This window comes from Leuconostoc lactis KCTC 3528 = DSM 20202 (assembly GCF_014651235.1).
Taxonomy (GTDB): Bacteria; Bacillota; Bacilli; order Lactobacillales; family Lactobacillaceae; genus Leuconostoc; species Leuconostoc lactis.
Window position 1 is genome coordinate 43,875 of record NZ_BMWM01000003.1, and the last position, 18,379, is coordinate 62,253.

At 44.4% G+C, this 18,379-nt stretch carries 17 protein-coding genes and 1 tRNA gene; 9 read left to right on the forward strand and 9 right to left on the reverse strand.

Annotated elements, in window-relative coordinates; translation table 11 throughout:
* Positions 1–18 precede the first annotated feature (18 nt).
* Positions 19–1,176, reverse strand: a complete 1,158-nt coding sequence (gene metK / locus IE039_RS01880; protein WP_189428633.1) for a methionine adenosyltransferase — start codon at positions 1,174–1,176, stop codon at positions 19–21.
* Positions 1,177–1,474: 298 nt separating this feature from the next.
* Between metK and IE039_RS01885 the strand changes: the two genes are divergently transcribed.
* Positions 1,475–2,296: a hypothetical protein gene (locus tag IE039_RS01885; protein WP_189428634.1), complete on the forward strand. Its 822-nt coding sequence runs from the start codon at positions 1,475–1,477 to the stop codon at positions 2,294–2,296.
* Positions 2,297–2,330: 34 nt separating this feature from the next.
* Here IE039_RS01885 and IE039_RS01890 read toward each other — a convergent pair whose 3' ends face one another.
* Positions 2,331–2,930, reverse strand: a complete 600-nt coding sequence (locus tag IE039_RS01890) for a DUF1054 family protein (RefSeq protein WP_189428635.1) — start codon at positions 2,928–2,930, stop codon at positions 2,331–2,333.
* Entirely contained in the window at positions 2,923–3,792 is an 870-nt protein-coding gene (locus IE039_RS01895) for a YihY/virulence factor BrkB family protein (protein WP_010006230.1), read from the reverse strand. The genes IE039_RS01890 and IE039_RS01895 overlap by 8 nt, the downstream gene beginning before the upstream one ends.
* Positions 3,793–3,938: 146 nt before the next feature.
* On the opposite strand from IE039_RS01895, the gene IE039_RS01900 reads away from it, so the two are divergent.
* Positions 3,939–4,346, forward strand: a complete 408-nt coding sequence (locus tag IE039_RS01900; RefSeq protein WP_029509585.1) for a Fur family transcriptional regulator — start codon at positions 3,939–3,941, stop codon at positions 4,344–4,346.
* A gap of 28 nt (positions 4,347–4,374) precedes the next feature.
* On the opposite strand, the gene IE039_RS01905 is transcribed toward IE039_RS01900, so the two are convergent.
* Positions 4,375–4,818, reverse strand: a complete 444-nt coding sequence (locus IE039_RS01905; RefSeq protein WP_189428636.1) for a chemotaxis protein — start codon at positions 4,816–4,818, stop codon at positions 4,375–4,377.
* Positions 4,819–4,824: 6 nt separating this feature from the next.
* On the reverse strand, positions 4,825–7,488 hold the full coding sequence (locus IE039_RS01910) for a cation-translocating P-type ATPase (protein WP_189428637.1): 2,664 nt from the start codon (positions 7,486–7,488) through the stop codon (positions 4,825–4,827).
* 395 nt (positions 7,489–7,883) lie between these two features.
* On the opposite strand from IE039_RS01910, the gene IE039_RS01915 reads away from it, so the two are divergent.
* From IE039_RS01915 to IE039_RS01945, 6 genes are all read left to right on the forward strand, one after another.
* On the forward strand, positions 7,884–8,567 hold the full coding sequence (locus IE039_RS01915) for a YoaK family protein (protein ID WP_189428638.1): 684 nt from the start codon (positions 7,884–7,886) through the stop codon (positions 8,565–8,567).
* A gap of 397 nt (positions 8,568–8,964) precedes the next feature.
* The gene (locus IE039_RS01925; protein ID WP_189428640.1) at positions 8,965–9,813 is read left to right on the forward strand and encodes a MetQ/NlpA family ABC transporter substrate-binding protein; all 849 of its coding nucleotides are present in this window, start codon (positions 8,965–8,967) and stop codon (positions 9,811–9,813) included.
* A gap of 116 nt (positions 9,814–9,929) precedes the next feature.
* The gene (locus tag IE039_RS01930; RefSeq protein WP_189428641.1) at positions 9,930–10,775 is read left to right on the forward strand and encodes a MetQ/NlpA family ABC transporter substrate-binding protein; all 846 of its coding nucleotides are present in this window, start codon (positions 9,930–9,932) and stop codon (positions 10,773–10,775) included.
* A 62-nt stretch (positions 10,776–10,837) separates the two neighbouring features.
* Positions 10,838–12,184 (forward strand): M20/M25/M40 family metallo-hydrolase, encoded by a 1,347-nt coding sequence (locus IE039_RS01935; RefSeq protein ID WP_189428642.1) that lies wholly within the window; start codon positions 10,838–10,840, stop codon positions 12,182–12,184.
* A 4-nt stretch (positions 12,185–12,188) separates the two neighbouring features.
* A complete protein-coding gene (locus tag IE039_RS01940; protein WP_189428643.1) occupies positions 12,189–13,268 on the forward strand; it encodes a methionine ABC transporter ATP-binding protein in 1,080 nt (359 codons plus the stop codon).
* Between the two features lie 2 nt (positions 13,269–13,270).
* Positions 13,271–13,966: a methionine ABC transporter permease gene (locus IE039_RS01945; RefSeq protein ID WP_010005472.1), complete on the forward strand. Its 696-nt coding sequence runs from the start codon at positions 13,271–13,273 to the stop codon at positions 13,964–13,966.
* Positions 13,967–14,124: 158 nt separating this feature from the next.
* Here IE039_RS01945 and IE039_RS01950 read toward each other — a convergent pair whose 3' ends face one another.
* From IE039_RS01950 to IE039_RS01960, 3 genes are all read right to left on the reverse strand, one after another.
* Positions 14,125–14,832: a GntR family transcriptional regulator gene (locus IE039_RS01950; RefSeq protein ID WP_189428644.1), complete on the reverse strand. Its 708-nt coding sequence runs from the start codon at positions 14,830–14,832 to the stop codon at positions 14,125–14,127.
* The gene (gene nagA, locus IE039_RS01955) at positions 14,832–15,977 is read right to left on the reverse strand and encodes an N-acetylglucosamine-6-phosphate deacetylase (protein WP_189428645.1); all 1,146 of its coding nucleotides are present in this window, start codon (positions 15,975–15,977) and stop codon (positions 14,832–14,834) included. Before nagA ends, IE039_RS01950 begins: the two co-directional genes overlap by 1 nt.
* A 158-nt stretch (positions 15,978–16,135) precedes the next feature.
* Positions 16,136–16,636 (reverse strand): phosphatidylglycerophosphatase A family protein, encoded by a 501-nt coding sequence (locus IE039_RS01960; protein ID WP_019041383.1) that lies wholly within the window; start codon positions 16,634–16,636, stop codon positions 16,136–16,138.
* Positions 16,637–16,747: 111 nt separating this feature from the next.
* On the opposite strand from IE039_RS01960, the gene IE039_RS01965 reads away from it, so the two are divergent.
* Positions 16,748–16,819: transfer RNA gene (locus tag IE039_RS01965), tRNA-Gln, on the forward strand.
* A gap of 97 nt (positions 16,820–16,916) precedes the next feature.
* On the opposite strand, the gene IE039_RS01970 is transcribed toward IE039_RS01965, so the two are convergent.
* Entirely contained in the window at positions 16,917–18,254 is a 1,338-nt protein-coding gene (locus IE039_RS01970) for a dihydrolipoyl dehydrogenase family protein (RefSeq protein ID WP_189428646.1), read from the reverse strand.
* Between the last annotated feature and the right edge of the window lie 125 nt (positions 18,255–18,379).

Genomic DNA, 18,379 nt, shown 5'->3' on the forward strand with positions numbered 1-18,379 from the left:
TATTCAAAATACCAGCATTTACATCAATGCTTTAATCTTGTCGACTTGATCCAATGCTTCCCAAGGTAAATCGATATCTGTCCGGCCAAAGTGACCAAACGCGGCTGTTTGCTTATAAATTGGACGACGGAGATCTAAATGATTGATGATGGCCAAAGGTCGGAAATCAAAGAGTTGTGCCGTAATGTCACGAATCTTGTCTTCGTCAATTTTGGCTGTGCCAAAAGTTTCAATGTTTAATGACACAGGTTGTGCCACGCCAATTGCGTAAGCAACTTGCAATTCTAACTTATCAGCAACACCGGCAGCCACCAGATTTTTAGCCACATAACGGGCAAAATAAGCCGCTGAGCGATCGACCTTAGTGGCATCCTTACCAGAAAATGCGCCACCACCGTGATGGGCCGCCCCACCATAAGTATCGACAATAATCTTACGACCTGTCAAACCAGAATCTGCTTGTGGGCCACCAAGAACGAAACGACCAGATGGGTTAATGTAGTAAATCGTTTCATCGTCGGCCAGATCTTGTGGCAAAACAGGATCAATCACTAACCGACGGACATCTTCTCGCAGTTGGTCCAAAGTGACTGTTTCATCGTGTTGCGTTGACAAAACGACTGCCGCAATCCGTGTCACTTGGTTGTTATCATCCAGTTCCACACTCACTTCTGCCTTAGCATCGGGGCGCAAGTAATTTAATGTGCCAGCTTCACGGACATCGCGAATTTGACGCATCAAACGATGTGATAAGGCCAATGTTAACGGTAAATAATTATCCGTTTCGTTGGTGGCGTAGCCAAAGACCATGCCTTGATCTCCAGCACCCAATTGTTCTGGATCATCATCTGCGCTGTCAACTGCTTGCGCAATGTCACCTGATTGCTCCACAATGCGGTTAGAAACGTTCACAGAATCTGCCGTAAAGCCAAGTTCCGCTTGGTTATAGCCAATTTCACGAATGGTATCCATCGCAATTTGGCGCACATTCACATAAGCAGAGGTTGATAATTCGCCAAAAATTGAGACATCGCCTGTTGATGTTGTCACTTCAACGGCAGAGCGCGCATAAGGATCTTGCGCTAAAACGGCATCCAAAATGGCATCGGCAATTTGATCGGCAATCTTATCGGGATGACCAGCTGAAACGGATTCTGAGGTAAAATACTTTGTCATGATAAACATGACCTCCTTCAATTTTCAAAATAAAAAGCTACACGGTCGCAAATTAAAAGCGCCTCCCAACGGATAAGTCGGAACGCGCTAACGTGACGACTATCTGTACAGATGGACCACCGTGACAAAACATGCTGCCATATTTTTCCGGTTGGTGCAGGGTCAAAGTGCTGTATCACTCGCCTGCTCTTGATAGCTGTTTAAATTGTATCTTTAGCATAACAAAGTCACCACTAGATTGCAAATTCTTGTGACCAAAACGCTACGCAGGCCCGGCAAATTAAGGTACAATAACAATATGACTTATCCAATTCATTTACAATCACATCAATTACCAGACGGTCGCCCCATGCCCCGTCGCATCACGACTGATCCGCGCGAACGCCGTGCCTATGAAAACTTTCACCCAGTGAATTTTTTAGACTGGCGCCAATGGGTCCCACTCGTGGTTATTATTTTGAGCTTAAATCTCATTTGGTGGCGTCAGCCACTACTACATACCAAGACGTTAACCGAAGCCACTGTGACTTGGCAATTAGTGCCATTATTTGGCTACACCCTGGCCTTAGCCATTGGGATTACACTGCTGATTACCCAAAATTTACGTAGTTTGCTGAGTTATGCCTTCCTAGGCGTGAGCATTTTACTGACCTTTAGTTCGCTCATCCAGACACGACACGAGATTTTCTTGTTGTTACTCCTGCTTAGCGTGTTCTTTATCGTGCTACAACAACAGTGGTTAGGCTTACAAAATTGGTTAGGTTTAGTGCTTTTAAGTGTTTTGGCAACCTATGCCGTCCCTGTTACCATCTTTTACATTTCAAACGGCTTTGTCACGCATCGTTATCTCAATCAACTACTACCCATGTTGTTTGGTTTTGGCTTCTTCTTTACCCCCATCATTATGCCCAATCCTGATGGTCGGAAGTTAAGTATCCTAACCCTTGGCCTCTTTTGGGTCACGGTGTTTAGCCATGCGATTGGTATCGGGACGATTTTTGTCATCCTCTTTAGTCTACTGGCCTTTATTTTACAATTCGTCAAAGCCAAAATCGGTAGCTGGCAACAGATGGGGTATGTCTTAATGTTTGCTTTATCCCTACTTCTCATCTATCGTTAAAAAACCGTGATGGTATTAACCCATCACGGTTTTTTTATTTGAGGACTTGATAAATTGGTAATAAAGTTTTGACGACAGTGCTAAGCACTTCAGTTGCCTGATCGCCTTGTAAACTGGCATCACCGCGCGGCATTGTTAAGCCAATTAGCACTTCACTATGCCGTACGTTAGCAAAACGGTCAACCAGGTCATCATAAGCTGCTAAGGTTAGCGGTTGCGTCGCGTTGACCATGTGATCAGCACTTAACACATATCCTGCAGGTAGTTGTGCCACTTGTTCACGTGCGCGTTGTAACTTAGCGACAATGTCAGGTGTTTGTTGCGGTTTCATATTCTCTTCAACTGCCAAATAAAGATAGAGGTGATCAGCCCACAAGCCCAGTTCAAAGTGCGGCATCATTTTGTAGCCACGTTTATTGGGCGCAAAAGCGACCCATGTGTTGTCTGGCGCATTGGTTGTCCGCCGTAAATGCTTGGCAATGTGGGCTGTCCAGTGTTGCCCATCTGTCGCTAAAATTGGCAAAATGACTGCAGCAGCCTGCTCAAACTTAGGGTCGATCACGTCCCGAATCGCCGTCATGCGGCCAGAGAGTGTCGGCTCGTTAAAAATATCAAAATCCTGCGCATTAAACATGTGAATCCTCCTGTCGTGCTTGTCGTTGTGCCGACAAGACGGTTAACCAATGAATCAAAACATACCCCGTGACCAAAATCGTGGCAATTAAGTTTAACCAAATCAACAAGACAATAATTGAACTCATTGACTGATAGAAATCATAACGCTTTAGCCCAAACCTGACATACCAAGTAAAGGCAACATTCAAAATCTCCAACAATCCCAATTCAATGAGACTCCCTAACATGACTATTTTAAATGGCGCACGACCTGATTTGGTCGGTAAAAAGTAGTTTAGCATGATCAGCGCTAACCACAGCCCCAACCAAATTAACCAACGCGTCTGATGTAGGATAAACAGCGGTAACTGATTGCTTGGCAGACGATTGACGACAAGGGTTAAAACATTGCCGCCAATCAACAACACGCCAAACCCAGCTAAAATGCCCAACAGCCACAAAAATGACCAAAATCGCGTTAACATGGTACTAATTCGCTCGTCAGTATCCGCAATGCGATTAAACGACAACCGGAAAACTGCAATCACCCGCGACACGGTCCATAAAGTGAAGGGCACCGAAAAAGACAACAGCGATACTTGCTTGGACGCCATGACCGATTTGAAAATTGGGCGAACAATCGCGGCAACATCCTGTGGCAACATACTATTAAGTGTTGTCATTAAGGCGGCTTGACTCACATTGGCAAGCGAGACAATCATGGCAATTGACATCAGCATCGGAAAAACCGTTAGCAAGGCGTAGTACGCAAAAGTTGGACCAACATAATTAATTTGGGCACGCGAAAACAACGCTCCTAACGTCGCCAACTGCCAGCGATTATCTAGTTTCTGCCAATAATATTTCACTTGATTTAACATATCTCTATTATGCCAAAAAAAACGGCAGATGACCTAAAAAGTGTTCAACTCATGTGCATAATCCTGGTGACGATGTACAGGGTTTAACTGAGAAACAAGCGATTTGGCATGGTATACTAAACATGACAAGCAAAGGAGTGGCCGTTATGACAGAGCTGATACACCGCGACATTTTAAAAAAACATGGGCTGAGGGTAACTGGCCAACGTCTCGCCATTTTAGACTATCTCATGACCCATGAAACCCACCCCACCGCGGAAATGATCCACCGTGATTTATCAGAGATTAGTTTAGCTACAATCTACAACACTTTAGAACGCCTAGTAGCGGCTGGCATCGTCATCGCAATTGATACCTTAAATGATGGTAAACGTCACTTTGATTACTACGGCCAGCCACACTATCATATTATCAATACCCAAACAAATGCCATTATTGATGCGGAAAACTTTGATGTCGGACCACTACTTGAAGCTGCCCGACAAGCTAGTGCCTTAAATATTACTGGTTTTCACATCGAAGTGTATGGTATTGCGCCTGAAGACGCCAAATAAAAAAGCCGACACGATGTCGGCTTTTTGATTACAAATTAGCGTTCATAATCTTGGCTACGGCTGCATGAATCTTTTCTAAGTAAATACCTTGTTCTTCTTCAGATTGGGCATACTTATCAGCATCCACACTTTGATCAGCCACAACCACGGCGTCAGCCATTAGTTGCGTCGCTTCGGCATACTTCGTGTACGCCGTTGCCAGTGACTTGTGCACGCCTAACAAACGTACTGGTGCTGAAGCAGCATTTAATTGTGCCGCATTGGCCTTGTAGTTTGCCACCGCATCTTCGAATTCGGCTTTAATTTCAGCAAATTCTGCAGTAGGAATATCAGCAATTTGACCTGCTTCCTTCGCATCATCTAACTTTGTAAAGAAAGGTGAAACGCGTGTTGCAGTATCTTCCGTATTCGTCAAAACATTTTGTAATGTTTGAATATAAATTTGGGCTTGTTTTGGATTAAATTTTGGCAATGTCTCTTATCCTTTTTTGAAAATTTTTCGCTGTACTAATTTTACCAGTTCAACGACCAGAATGATACTAATTCCAGCAACTAAGACAACTGCCCATTGGTAAGCATCCAAATGCGACACGTGGAAGATTGGGTTCAACGGTGGGATCACGACAACTGCCGCCATCACAGCCAATGAGCCAACCAAGGCCCAGTTGAATAACTTATTGCGGAAGGCTTGTGGGCCTAACATTGAACCATAAACTGACTTCACGTTGATCGCGTTAAACATTTGCATCAAACCAAGTGTCATAAATGACATGGTTAGGGCATCTTGGTGCGCCGCTGTTTCACCGGCATGAACAGGATAAGCCAATGAGAAGCCGTAAACTGATAACACGATTACAGCTTGTAAGATACCTTGCCAAATAATGGCTGGGCCAACACCACCCGACAAGAAGCTAGCACCACGACCACGTGGCTTCTTCGTCATCGCATCTTTTTGCGCTGGTTCAAGACCTAAGGCAATCGCTGGTAAGGTATCAGTCACCAAGTTAATCCACAAAATCATAATTGGTGCGAGAATTTCCCAACCAAGCAACGTCATCACAAAGATTGAAATCACTTCGGCTAAGTTAGATGCCAACAAATACTGTAGCGCTTTTTGAATATTGGCAAAGACTTTACGGCCTTCTTCAACCGCATGCACAATTGTGGCAAAGTTATCATCAGCCAAGATCATATCCGAAGCGCCCTTAGCCACTTCAGTTCCGGTAATCCCCATGGCAATACCGATATCAGCGGCTTTCAATGCTGGCGCATCGTTGACACCATCCCCAGTCATGGCAACCACCTTGCCCTTCTTCTGCCAAGCCGTCACGATTCGAACCTTGTGTTCTGGTGCCACACGAGCATAAACACTATAACGGTCAACTTTGTCCGCGAATTCAGCATCACTCATATTATCCAAGTCAGAACCTGAGATAACGGCCTTATCCATATCCGCTTCATCTAAAATACCCAAACGCATCGCAATCGCTGCCGCTGTATCACGGTGATCACCCGTAATCATGATTGGGCGAATACCAGCCATTTTAGCTTCCGCCACGGCTTGAGACACTTCCGGACGTTCAGGGTCAATCATCCCCACGAAACCTGTAAAGACAAGATCATTTTCGACGGCATCCGGATCCATCACCGGTGGAATCGTATCAGATAATTTATAAGCAAAACCTAAGACACGTAGGGCTTGCATGGCTAATTCAGAATTAATCGCCAACAATTTTTCACGAATTGCTGGTGTCAATGGGACAATTTCACCATGCATTTCAATTTGTGTCGCACGCTTTAATAATTCATCCGGTGCACCCTTAACCGTGATCATGTAACCTTGTGGTGCGGGATGTATGGTTGTCATGAGCTTACGTTCCGAATCAAACGGAATTTCAGCAACACGCGGCATTTTGGCAAACAACTTATCCAAATCACGTTGATGATTTTCATTAAACGCAATTAATGCCGTTTCAGTTGGGTCACCAACATAACCATTATCCGTACGTTTTGTATCATTATTTAACGCTAAAATATCAGCTAGTCGTGCGTAAGTGCCTGTTAGTTCTTCTGTCGTTGCCGCATCGGAAATTTCAGCATTCACAACCAACTTTTCAACTGTCATCTTGTTTTGCGTTAACGTACCCGTTTTATCAGAACCAATAATATCAGTTGATCCCAGTGTTTCCACTGCTGGTAACTTACGAATTAAGGCTTGACGGGTTGCCATTCGGGTTGTTCCCAATGCCAACGTAATCGTCACAATCGCTGGAAGTCCTTCCGGAATCGCCGCAACTGCCAATGAAATTGACGTGAGCAGCATGTTTAGAATTGTTTCTTTACCACGCAACAGTCCCACAACAAACGTGATGGCTGCAATTGCCAAAATCAAATAGGTCAAGACACGACCAAGTTGGATCAAATTATCTTGCAAAGGCGTGCGTGTTTCTGCAGCTGCGTCTAACATCCCAGCAATATGACCAATTTCAGTCTGCATACCGGTGTGCACGACAATCCCCACACCACGACCATACGTGACGTTAGTGTTCATGAAAGCTAAGTTTTTGCGATCACCTAATGGCAAGTCAGTCGCCTTTAAAGTAGCCGCAATTTTATCAACTGGTACAGACTCACCAGTTAATGAGGCTTCTTCAATTTGCAATGAGGCTGATTCCATCAACCGCAGATCAGCCGGTACAATATCGCCGGCTTCCAAACGCACAATGTCACCAACTACCAAATCTGTTGACTTGATAACCATGTCTTTGCCGTCACGAATAACATTCGCATTCGGCGTCGACATTTCTTTTAACGCATTAATCGCGTCTTCAGCCTTCGCTTCTTGAAAAACACCAAAAACGGCGTTAATAATCACGATTGCCAAAATGAAAATCGCATCAACCATTTCGCCAGTAAAGCCAGCAACAATCGCTGCAATTAACAAAATGGCAATCATCAAATCTTTAAATTGATTGATAAATTTTTGTAGCAATGACGTGCTGGTCGCTTCTTTTAACTGATTTGGACCATTTTCAGCCAAACGCTTGGCAGCCTCTTGTGTGCTTAGCCCCCGCTGCCCATCCGTGTTCAACTCGGCAATGATGGTCGTCACATCTTGGTTATATAGTGGCTTCTCTGCCATATTTCTCCTCCTAGGCTTTGTGCCTTCATCCCTGCGTCTCACTTAAAAAAAGAAGACCCACATAAACAACACAATGCGCCGGCACGAGTTGTTTACATGAGTCTCACTATTTAAGACAATACCGGAACCACATGTTCGATATAAGTAAGGTCTTTAACCTTACTCGCTTTGACGGTATTATCGCGGAAAATCCGCCAGTTACTCCCTCAGGAATGATTATACCTTTATTATAACAAAGGGACGCCTATGACGCAAGTTACCGACGGTTCACTATGAGACAGAATTTAATGTCTTTTACCCTGAAAATAGCGTAAAATGGAATGATAAAAATCATTGGAAGGATGCACGCAACGATCACTGTCATTGGCAGTTATAATTGCGTGCCGCTTTATTTTATGTCAAAAAAACCGACTCATCCGATTCATGAGCGTCTCTATATCGCACTCCTTTTAGCAGCTAATTCTGGCTTTGTCGATGCCTATACCTTTCAATATCACGGCGAGCGTTTTGCCAGCTTACAAACGGGTAATATTATTCAAGCCGGCTTCTTACTGGCCAAAGGGCAATTTACTGCCGCACAAAGCTTTATTTTACCCATTATTTTTTTCGTATTAGGCGCTGCTTTTAACGGTATTCTCAAACGAGAATTCAAGATTGGAAAACTCTCCCAACAACAACACAGCCTACTTGTCGAAACTTTTGGCGTCTTGCTCGTTGTGTGCTTGAGTCATTATATCTCAAGTACCCTTTATATCACGTTACTGTCCTTCTTTTTAGCTATCCAATTAGACGCTTTTCCTAAGGTTAAAGGGTTGCCCTTTACCAGCGTGATGTCAACTGGTAATCTCCGCAATGTTGGCGCTAACCTGATGACTTTCTTTTACACCAAAGACCGGCAAGCTCGGCACGATGCGTGGTTGTTTGCCCTCATTGTCTTAGCCTTTTTGGTTGGCGCGTTTGTCTCAACTTGCTTTGTGTACCTCTTTGATCATTACACGTTGATTGGCTCTAGCGTGATTTTACTCACGATTTTCACATTACTTTTTGATTTTTCAAAAAAAGGTGTTGACAAATATTAAACCAGTGCGTATTATAAAACTTAACGATTTTAGAAATAAACAAGTTGAACAGAAAAGTAGCACTTGAGCAAAGCCCAGAAAGCTAATGGTTGATGAAAATTAGCGTGCGTGAGATTGTGAAAATGACCTGTGATTGGTGTCGGCGAATTGGTTTACCATTTAGTCGGCAACGGTTTGGCCCTCGTTACTGGGCACACCATTCGGCTAGGATCATCTCCCGATGCCCGATGGTTAGTGAGCAAGTCAATAGTAATATTGACTGACAACTCAGAATGGTAACGCGCTTTTTTAGCCGCTTCTGTATTTAGGCATACAGAGGCGGTTTTTTTGTCCCTGTTAAACTGATCTGTCTTTTCTAAAATCACATCATTCATGACAACATTTGGGAGAATAACACATGAGTAAAGTAAAAAATTGGTTAATTGGTGGCGCCGCAATTGTGGCCATTGGCGGAATTGGCTACGCCAGTTTTGGTAAGCCAGCCCAACAGACTGACGGCAAAGTGGTCACTGTCGGTATTATGTCTGGTTCCAAGCAAGATAGCCAAATTTGGCAGTCAGTGGCTAAAACAGCCAAAAAGGATTACGGCATTACCTTGAAATTCAAAGAATTTTCAGATTATAACCAACCAAACAAAGCCCTTGCCAATGGCGACATTGATATTAACGCCTTTCAACATTATGCGTTCCTTGATGCCTCTAATAAAGCAACGGGTAACAAGATCGTCGCACTTGGTGACACGGTTATTTCACCAATTCGTTTGTATAGTAACACTTATAAGAATGTTTCTGATTTCAAAGCTGGTGATACAATTGCCATTCCAAACGATGCGTCAAATGAAAGTCGTGCCCTCTACGTTTTGAAGGCCGCCGGCCTCATTGATTTGAAGCCAGGCTTAAAAACAGCAACTGTCAAGGACATTACTAAGAATCCAAAAGACTTAAAAATTAAGGAATTAGCCGCTGATCAAACAGCGCGTGCGTTATCAGATGTACAAGGTGCCGTGGTTAACGGGACTTACGCTGATACTGCTGGTCTGGATTATAAAAAGGCCATTTTCGTTGAACCCATCAACAAAGATTCTCATCAATGGGTCAACATTATCGCCGCTAATGCAAAAGATAAGAACAAACAAGCCCTCAAAGATGTTGTTAAGGCTTACCAAACACAAACCACAAAAACTGTTATCGATAAGGTTTATGACGGCGCCGAACTCGCCGCTTGGGGAAAAGATTTCTCTAAGTAAAGTTTGATCAGTAACGATTGGTTTACTGATCTGAGCGTCACATCAGTTGGCATGGGACGTTCAGATCAGCGAATCATTCGCTAACCACCCACCCCCGCTATAAAGGAGATTGTCGCATGAGTCAAAAAAAGAATTGGATTATTGGCGGTGTTGCTGTTGCAGCCATTGCCGTAGGTGCTTACTTTAGTTTTGGTGGTCACAGCAAAGAAACGGCCAACAAAACGGTCACAATTGGTGTCATGGCTGGTGACAAGAACGAGGACGAAATTTGGCAATCGGTCAAGGAAACCGCCAAGAAGAAGTACGGTATCACCTTAAAGACCAAGAAGTTCACGGATTATCTCCAACCTAACAAGGCTTTATCTGCTGGAGAAATTGACTTGAACGCTTTCCAAAACTACCCTTACTTGGCAAACTGGAATAAGCAATATAAAACAGATATTGTCCCAATTGGTGACACTTGGACGACACCATTACGTATTTACTCCGATAAATACAAGCAAGTTAGTGACATTCAAGATGGTGACCAAATCACCATTGCCAACGATCCAACAAACGAAAACCGTGGTCTCCATTTATTGGCCGATGCTGGTCTTATCAAGCTCAAAGATACGACCCAAGCCACACCAAAGGACATTATTTCAAATCCAAAGCATTTGAAGATCACCCCAGTTGATGGCTCACAAACAGCAGCATCCCTAAATGATCCTAAGGTTGGCGCTGCGGTTGTCAACACCAATTATGCCAAGTCGGCCAACTTGAATATTGATTCAGCCATTTTTGTTGAAAGTTTGAATAAGAACTCTGAGCAATACTTCAACTTTATCGCAGCCAACAAAAAGGACAAAGATAAGCAAGTCCTAAAGGACGTGGTGAAGTCATTGCAAACTGAGAAAACAAAAGAATTAGTGAAAAAGTACTACGGTAATGCCGAAATTACCGTTTGGGATTACAAGAAGTAACCACAAATCCTTACCATCTGTAAGCTTGCTTACAGGTACATATGTTTAACGGGAGAACACATATGACAATCCGACAAGACTACCTCACTTTACTTGAAGAACTTGTGGCCATTCCGAGTGTTTCCGCTCAGGCAGCGTCACTACCCGAAGCAGCCACAACGATTGCCAACGCTTTTCGCCAACTTGGTGCTAAAGTAACCTACGATGACACCTATTTTGCCCCCTTTGTACTGGCTGAATTCACCAGTGACCAACCCGATGCCAAGACCCTTGTGATTTATAACCACTATGATGTCCAACCTGCCGAACCCCTTGACCTGTGGACGACGGCGCCTTGGACATTGTCAGCACGGGATGGTAAGCTATATGGCCGCGGCGTTGACGACGATAAAGGCAATTTAACTGCGCGTCTAGCGGCAGTTGCCGAGTATTTAAAAGAAAATAACCAAACCTTACCGGTTAATATCATCTTTATCGTCGAAGGTGCCGAAGAAACTGCCTCACAATACTCACCAGAATATTTGGCAAAACATGCCAACACCATCAAGGCTGATTTGGTACTTTGGGAATCTGGTGGTAAAAATGCGGACGACATTGTCGAAATTTATGGCGGGAATAAAGGGATTGTGACCTTTGAATTAACCGCTAACACAGCAGATAGTGACCTACATTCATCATTGTCGGCTGTTGTTGACTCGGCCCCTATCCGCTTATCCCAAGCTATTACCGCTTTATTTGACCAACAAGGCAATATTGCCGTACCGCATTTTTATGATGAAGTCATCGCACCAAACGCACGTGAAAAAGCTTTAATTGGCCAGTTACCGCTAACACGAGAAGATTTAGTGGCACAGCACGGCCTAAAAGTACCACTTTATACAGATCGTAACGGCCAAGATTTAAAAGAAACCTTGTATTTCCAACCAACCCTTAATGTCCAAGGCATCATCTCAGGTTATAATGATAAAGGTGTTAAAACTGTCTTACCCGCGACCGCCACGGCTAAATTAGAAGCGCGCTTAGTCCCCAATATGTCACCAGACATCACGTTACAACGCATTGCTGATCATTTGACTGCACAAGGTTTTGCGGATATCACTGTTACCAAAACATTGGGGCTAGCTGGTTATCGCAGCGATATGTCTGACCCAGAAATTCAACGGGTCATCTCTGTGGCCAAAGCTTATTATCAGGTAGAACCCGTGGTCATGCCGACATCACCTGGCACGGGTCCAATGGCAACAATTTATGCGGCTTTGCAGGCCCCAATTGCCAGCCTTGGCGTTGGTTATGCCAATAACCTCGACCATGCGCCAAACGAGCATATTCGTTTGGTTGATTATGACCAACATATTGATGCCGTCAAAGCTTTAATTAAGAGTTATCAAGCATCTCAACTAAAGGAGTAAATGAATGAGTCTACCCATTATTGCATTAGACAATATTACTGTCGCTTTCCATCAAAAAAAACGGACGATTACTGCGGTAAACAACGTCTCTGTCCATGTTGAACGGGGGGACGTTTACGGTATTGTTGGTTATTCAGGTGCTGGTAAATCAACATTAGTACGTGTCATTAACCTCCTACAAGAACCAACCAGTGGTTCTGTGGTCGTCAACGGCGAAGTTTTCTTTCAAAGTGATGATAAGACCGGTAAAATTACCCGCATTTCTAGCCAAAAGCTCCGTGATCGCCGACGCAAAATCGGCATGATTTTCCAACATTTCAACTTGCTAAACGAACGCACGGTAACAGAAAACGTGGCGTTTGCCCTCCAACACAGCCCACTATCTGAAAAAGAAAAAGCTAAAAAAGTGGCTGAGCTCCTTGAATTGGTTGACTTATCTGATCGCGCGCAACAATATCCATCACAATTGTCTGGTGGTCAAAAGCAACGTGTGGCCATCGCCCGCGCTTTGGCCAATGATCCTGAAATTTTAATTTCCGATGAAGCCACTTCTGCACTGGATCCCAAGACAACGAATCAAATTTTGGCCTTGCTCAAAAAGCTCAACCAAGAATTTGGTTTGACAATTGTGCTCATCACCCACGAAATGCAGGCCGTCAAAGAAATCGCCAATAAAGTCGCGGTCATGCAAAATGGTGAAATCATTGAACGTGGCTCACTGTTAGATATCTTTGCCCAACCAAAGGAACAATTAACAAAAGAATTCATCGAAACGGCGACGAACATTGATAAGGCGATTGAGACAGTTACAGCCCAACCAATGGTGCAAAACTTACAACCCAACGAAATCTTTGTCCGCTTGTCTTATGTCGGCGAGACAACCGATGAACCACTTATCGCTGGGCTTTTCCGTGATTTCAATGTGACGGCCAATATTTTGTACGGTAACATCGAAGTCTTACAAGATACACCGGTTGGCTCACTACTCGTCATTCTATCAGGAACCCCTGAACAACTTAAAGCATCGATTTCAACCTTAGCTGATCATCACGTTGAAATTGAAATCCTTAAAGGAGGGCAATAATCATGCAGACATGGTTCGCACAGACATTTCCAAATGTGGTTTATCAAGGCTGGACTGGTGATACTGGTTGGCTAACGGCTATTAACGAAACACTCTTTATGACCTTCTGGTCTGCGCTATTTGGCGGTTTGCTTGGCCTGATTTTTGGGGTTGGCTTGGTGATTACAGCGCCTAACGGGATCACCCCAAATCGCACGCTCTTTTGGCTGCTAGATAAAATCGTCTCAATCTTCCGTGCCGTACCGTTTATTATCTTGCTGGCCGCCATTGCGCCGTTTACGAAGCTCTTGGTTGGCACACAAATCGGGACAACCGCAGCGTTGGTACCGTTGTCACTTGGTGTCTTTCCTTTCTATGCGCGCCAAATGCAAGTCGCTTTATCAGAAGTCGACGGCGGTATTGTTGAAGCCGCACAATCTGTAGGCGCTTCATTTTGGGATATCGTCTTCGGCGTTTACTTGCGTGAAGGCCGTTCAGAAATCATTCGTGTCTCAACTGTCACACTCATTAGTTTGATTGGTTTGACGGCCATGGCTGGTGCCATTGGCGCTGGTGGTTTGGGTAACATGGCCATTTCGTATGGTTATAACCGTTTTGCCACAGATACGACCTGGTTTGCCACTATTCTTGTCTTAATTCTTGTCTTGATTGTCCAAGTGGTGGGTGATTACCTCGCTAAAAAGTTAAGCCATAAGTAAGCACGCTTATAAAATATAATTGCTTATAAAAATGCTAATACCTCGCGTATTAGCATTTTTATTATTTTTGCAATAAATCCGTTACCTTTTATGAGCGGTGCACTCATCTTAATTTTTCTACTCACTAAAAAAGACTAGCATCAGCTAGCCTTTTGACGTTATCGCGTCAATGTAAATTCAAAACGTTCGCCCACATAATAGGAACGGACATATTCAAACGGTCGATCATTTTGGTCAAAAGAGACTTGACGGACCGTCAAAATCGCATCCCCACGCTTAATTTGTAACAATTCTGCCAGGCGTTCATTGGCCAGACTGGCTGAAATCGTTTGTTCTGCGCGACCTGGTTGCACGCCAGCCTTGCCTAACGTCACATATAACGATTCGGTCAGGTCATGCTTAGAAAAATTCGTCACGAGCTTGGCTGGCACCGTTGTCCGTTCAAGCAAAATCGGTTCGTCATCCCCCATACGCAACCGCTCCATGACAATGACTTCATCGTTTTGTGTCAGTTGTAAATGGGTCATTTCAGAGGCTGATGGTGATGTGACTTTATAACTCACCGTTTCCGTACGCGCCACGCGTCCTGTTGCCGCCATCAATTCCGTAAAACTGGTCATGCCTAAGGCACGTTCTGAAACTTTTTGCTCTGCGACATACGTCCCAGACCCAACTTTACGTTCCAATAAACCTTCGTCAACGAGTGTTTGTACAGCTTGCCGTAGTGTCATTCGTGACACATTAAAAGCTGCCGCCAATTCACGTTCGGCTGGTAGTCGCTTATGTGACTGCCATTCCCCTGCCTCGATGCGCGCTTTAATTTGATTATGAATTTGGATGTAACGTGGTGTCGCAGGTTTTGTCATTAATTCTTCCGTGCAAATCGACGACCCAATGAATACGTCGCCAATAATTGCATATCTTCCTTATTAAATAAATTAAAATCAGCATCCTTGCCAATCGCAAGTTTGCCCTTTTGGGTCAGCCCAAATTCACGGGCTTGATTTACTGAACTCATTTGAACAGCAGCTTGGATATCAGCAGATGTCATTTCTTGGATGTTACGAAATGCATCATCATAAGCTAACACCGAACCTGCTAAATGACCATTTTCAAGACGGGCTTGCTTATCTTTCACGATCACTTTTTGACCACCAAGTTCAGAAACACCGTCACCAAGGCCTTCAGCCCGCATGGAATCCGTGATGAGTTCTAACTGTTCAGGCCCCTTCAAACGAAAGGCCAATTCTAGCATATCAGGGGCGATGTGGAAACCATCAGCGATTAATTCCGCCGTGATTGATGATTCAAGCATCGCATGGCCCGTCACGCCTGGTTCCCGATGGTGGAGTGGTCGTTGCGCATTGTAAAGGTGCGTGACGTGAGTCGCGCGTGAATGGGTCAATTGTTCACGTGTTGCATTGGAGTGCCCGACTGATGGGCGAATATTATGTGCTAACATAAAGGCTTCAAAATCAGGTATGCCGCCGTTTTCGGGCGCATATGTCACTAAGCGAATCCGTTCACCAGATAAAGCATACCACTTTTTGAGTAATTCAGTATCCGGATCAACAATGTATTCTTCTGGCTGAGCGCCCATGAAAACCTTATTAATGAATGGGCCTTCCAAATGAATGCCTTGAATCACGGGGTTCGTCTTCGCCACTTGATCAATCGTCACCAAAGCGCGTTCAATATTTTCTGGGGATTGCGTCATGGTTGTGGGAAAGAGTGACGTAATCCCTTCGGTCACCATCAAGTTGACCATTTCATTAAGCTTCTCAGGATCCCCGTCCATCGTATCGAAACCATAGCCACCGTGCTTATGCACATCGATAAAGCCAGGCACCACTAATCGGCCACTGGCCTCCTCAATGACTGTATCTTCAGCATCAGGGACAAAATCTGCCATATAACCGACATCTAAAATCGTATCAGAAAAACGGATATACGCATCTGGCATGTGCTTGTATCCTGTGTAAAGATCAATATTTTTCAATAATTTTACCATGATTATACGTGTCACAGTATCATCATTATTCAAATACACACATTGAATAATTTATCTGCTTAGACACTGCCTCCTTTTTCTAACTACCCTCATTATAATTGGTATAGACCGATTTTGCAAATCAAAATAAAAACGCCGTAGCGTTAAATGGTGTGTGCCTAGTTCGTCACAATATTTCTCGCATAGTTGTGCGCAATTTTTGAGGCCGCAGCAGCTGCTAAAGCGCCAGCAATATCATCTGCAAAAGTGGTGACGGCTGGCGTTGTTTTCCCCAAGCGATCCAATTCGCCTACTAACCCAACTTTTGTTTTGTCAATGTAACCATAGTTGGTCACACCAATGGTGTCATAAGACATCGCAATGGCTGTCCCCAACGTTTCATCCACGCCAAAAAGTGAATCGTCCCCTTCAACTAAATCCTGCAAAGGTGATTCCAGCAAATGTGCTTCGGCCAAGCGATCTAATTCCAAAGCTACCCAAATTTGATGTTGCACGACCCGCTTATGCAAAATACTAACCACCGCTTCTTCGACTTGTTCTAACGTCAAGTCAGGTTGATAGCGGTGTTGGTTTTCATACCCAATCAACGCAATCCCGCGAATCGTGATGCGGTGCTTTTTAAGTTTTTCGACAGTATTTTCATAAGTTGCGTATGCCATGATTGTTCTCCCTTTGTTATGTCCCTAGTATAAACAATAAATCATGATTTGACAAAGCCCGTTTTGAGGCTTGCAAAATCCGTGTGAAGTCTGTAAAATATATAGAGTAATTGCCCCTTGGCCAAGCGGTAAGGCGGTGGCTTCTGGTGCCACTATGCGTTGGTTCGAATCCAACAGGGGCAATGTTAGCAGCAGTCTTCGGACTGCTTTTTTTGTGCCTTTTTTACGTCAAAATGCGATCAAAGTGAGCGAAAAAAGCCATCGTCTAAGACGATGGCTTTTAATAAAACGTTGCAAATTCTGATCCTAATGACGGATACGCATATAAGTTAGCTTGGGTTTCAGCCAACGTCCGCCGTTCATTAATGGCTGTGACAAAATAGTTAATCACTTCTTCGGCTTCAGCAGCAATCACGCTCGCCCCAACGATATGGCCAGCATCATCGAGCACTGTTCGTACCCGCGCTGTATCATTGTAGCGATAAAATGGCATAACTTGACTCATATCAATATCAGTTACCCGATACCCATTTGCCAGCCCGGCTTCAACGGATAAGCCAACTTGAGCAATATGTTGAGTCCCAAATACTACAACTGGGATGGCTGGATAAGTAATGGGTGCAGTGGTTAACCCAGCAATGGCTTGCGCTACGTACCGGCCTTCATGGTTCCCAGTTGGTACTAACTTAGGGACTGGTGAACCGCCGACATCCCCAATGGCATAGATATGTGGGTTTGACGTACGCAAATGATCATCAACCGGAATTTCCGTCGTATCCCAGACCACACCGGCATTTTCAAGTTGTAATTGATCTGCATTGGCCACCCGACCAGCCGTTACAAAAACACGACCAGTCTCAAATTGTGTCCCATCTGTCAATGTCACTAGTAGACGGTCAGTCGGCGTTTTCTCAATTTGTTGGACCGTTGCATTAAAGTACCAGGAAATACCTGTTTCTTGCATGTCCGTGATCAATTGACGGACTAGCGTTTGATCAAACGCCCGCAGTGCTGTCGGTCCGGCGGTCACAATCCGTGTGTGGGCGCCAGCAGCCTGCGTAATGTTGGCAAACTCCATTCCAATATACCCAGCGCCAATAAACGTGACGTCATCTGGCATCACTGGCAAATTCAAAAAGGCTTCTGAATCTTGCGTCAATTCTGCCCCAGGAAACGTTAATGTTTTTGGGCGCTGTCCAGTAGCAATAACCCAATCAAGCGCCTTAATACGGTCACCTGTGTCACCAACTGTGACCGTATCGGCATTCACAAAAGCTGCCCGACCATAAAAGCGGGTAATGTCTGCCGCATCAAGTCCGCGTATTTTACGGGGTTCAACTGCGTCGACATAACGCTGTTTGTGCGCCATCAAAGCTGACCAATCAATCGTTGACAAGCCTCGCAAGCCAAGATTTTGCAGGGCTGATTGCCGATGAATCCCTTCAACAGCCGCCAGCAATATTTTCTTTGGATCGCAGCCATAATTAGGGCACGTCCCACCCCATAAATAATCTTCTAAAATGACGACATTTTTGCCTAAAGCGCGCGCAGCATACGCTGCTGCAAGACCAGCAGGTCCGGCGCCAATGACCCCAACTTCAAATTCATATTCTGTCATGATTCACCTCGTTGCTCATATTATACCAGTATTTCTCAAACAAGATATGACATGACGGCATCCGCACGCTCATGAAAGTGTTTGCATAAACGATTGACTTATGTTAAATTTAACGTGTAGTTGAA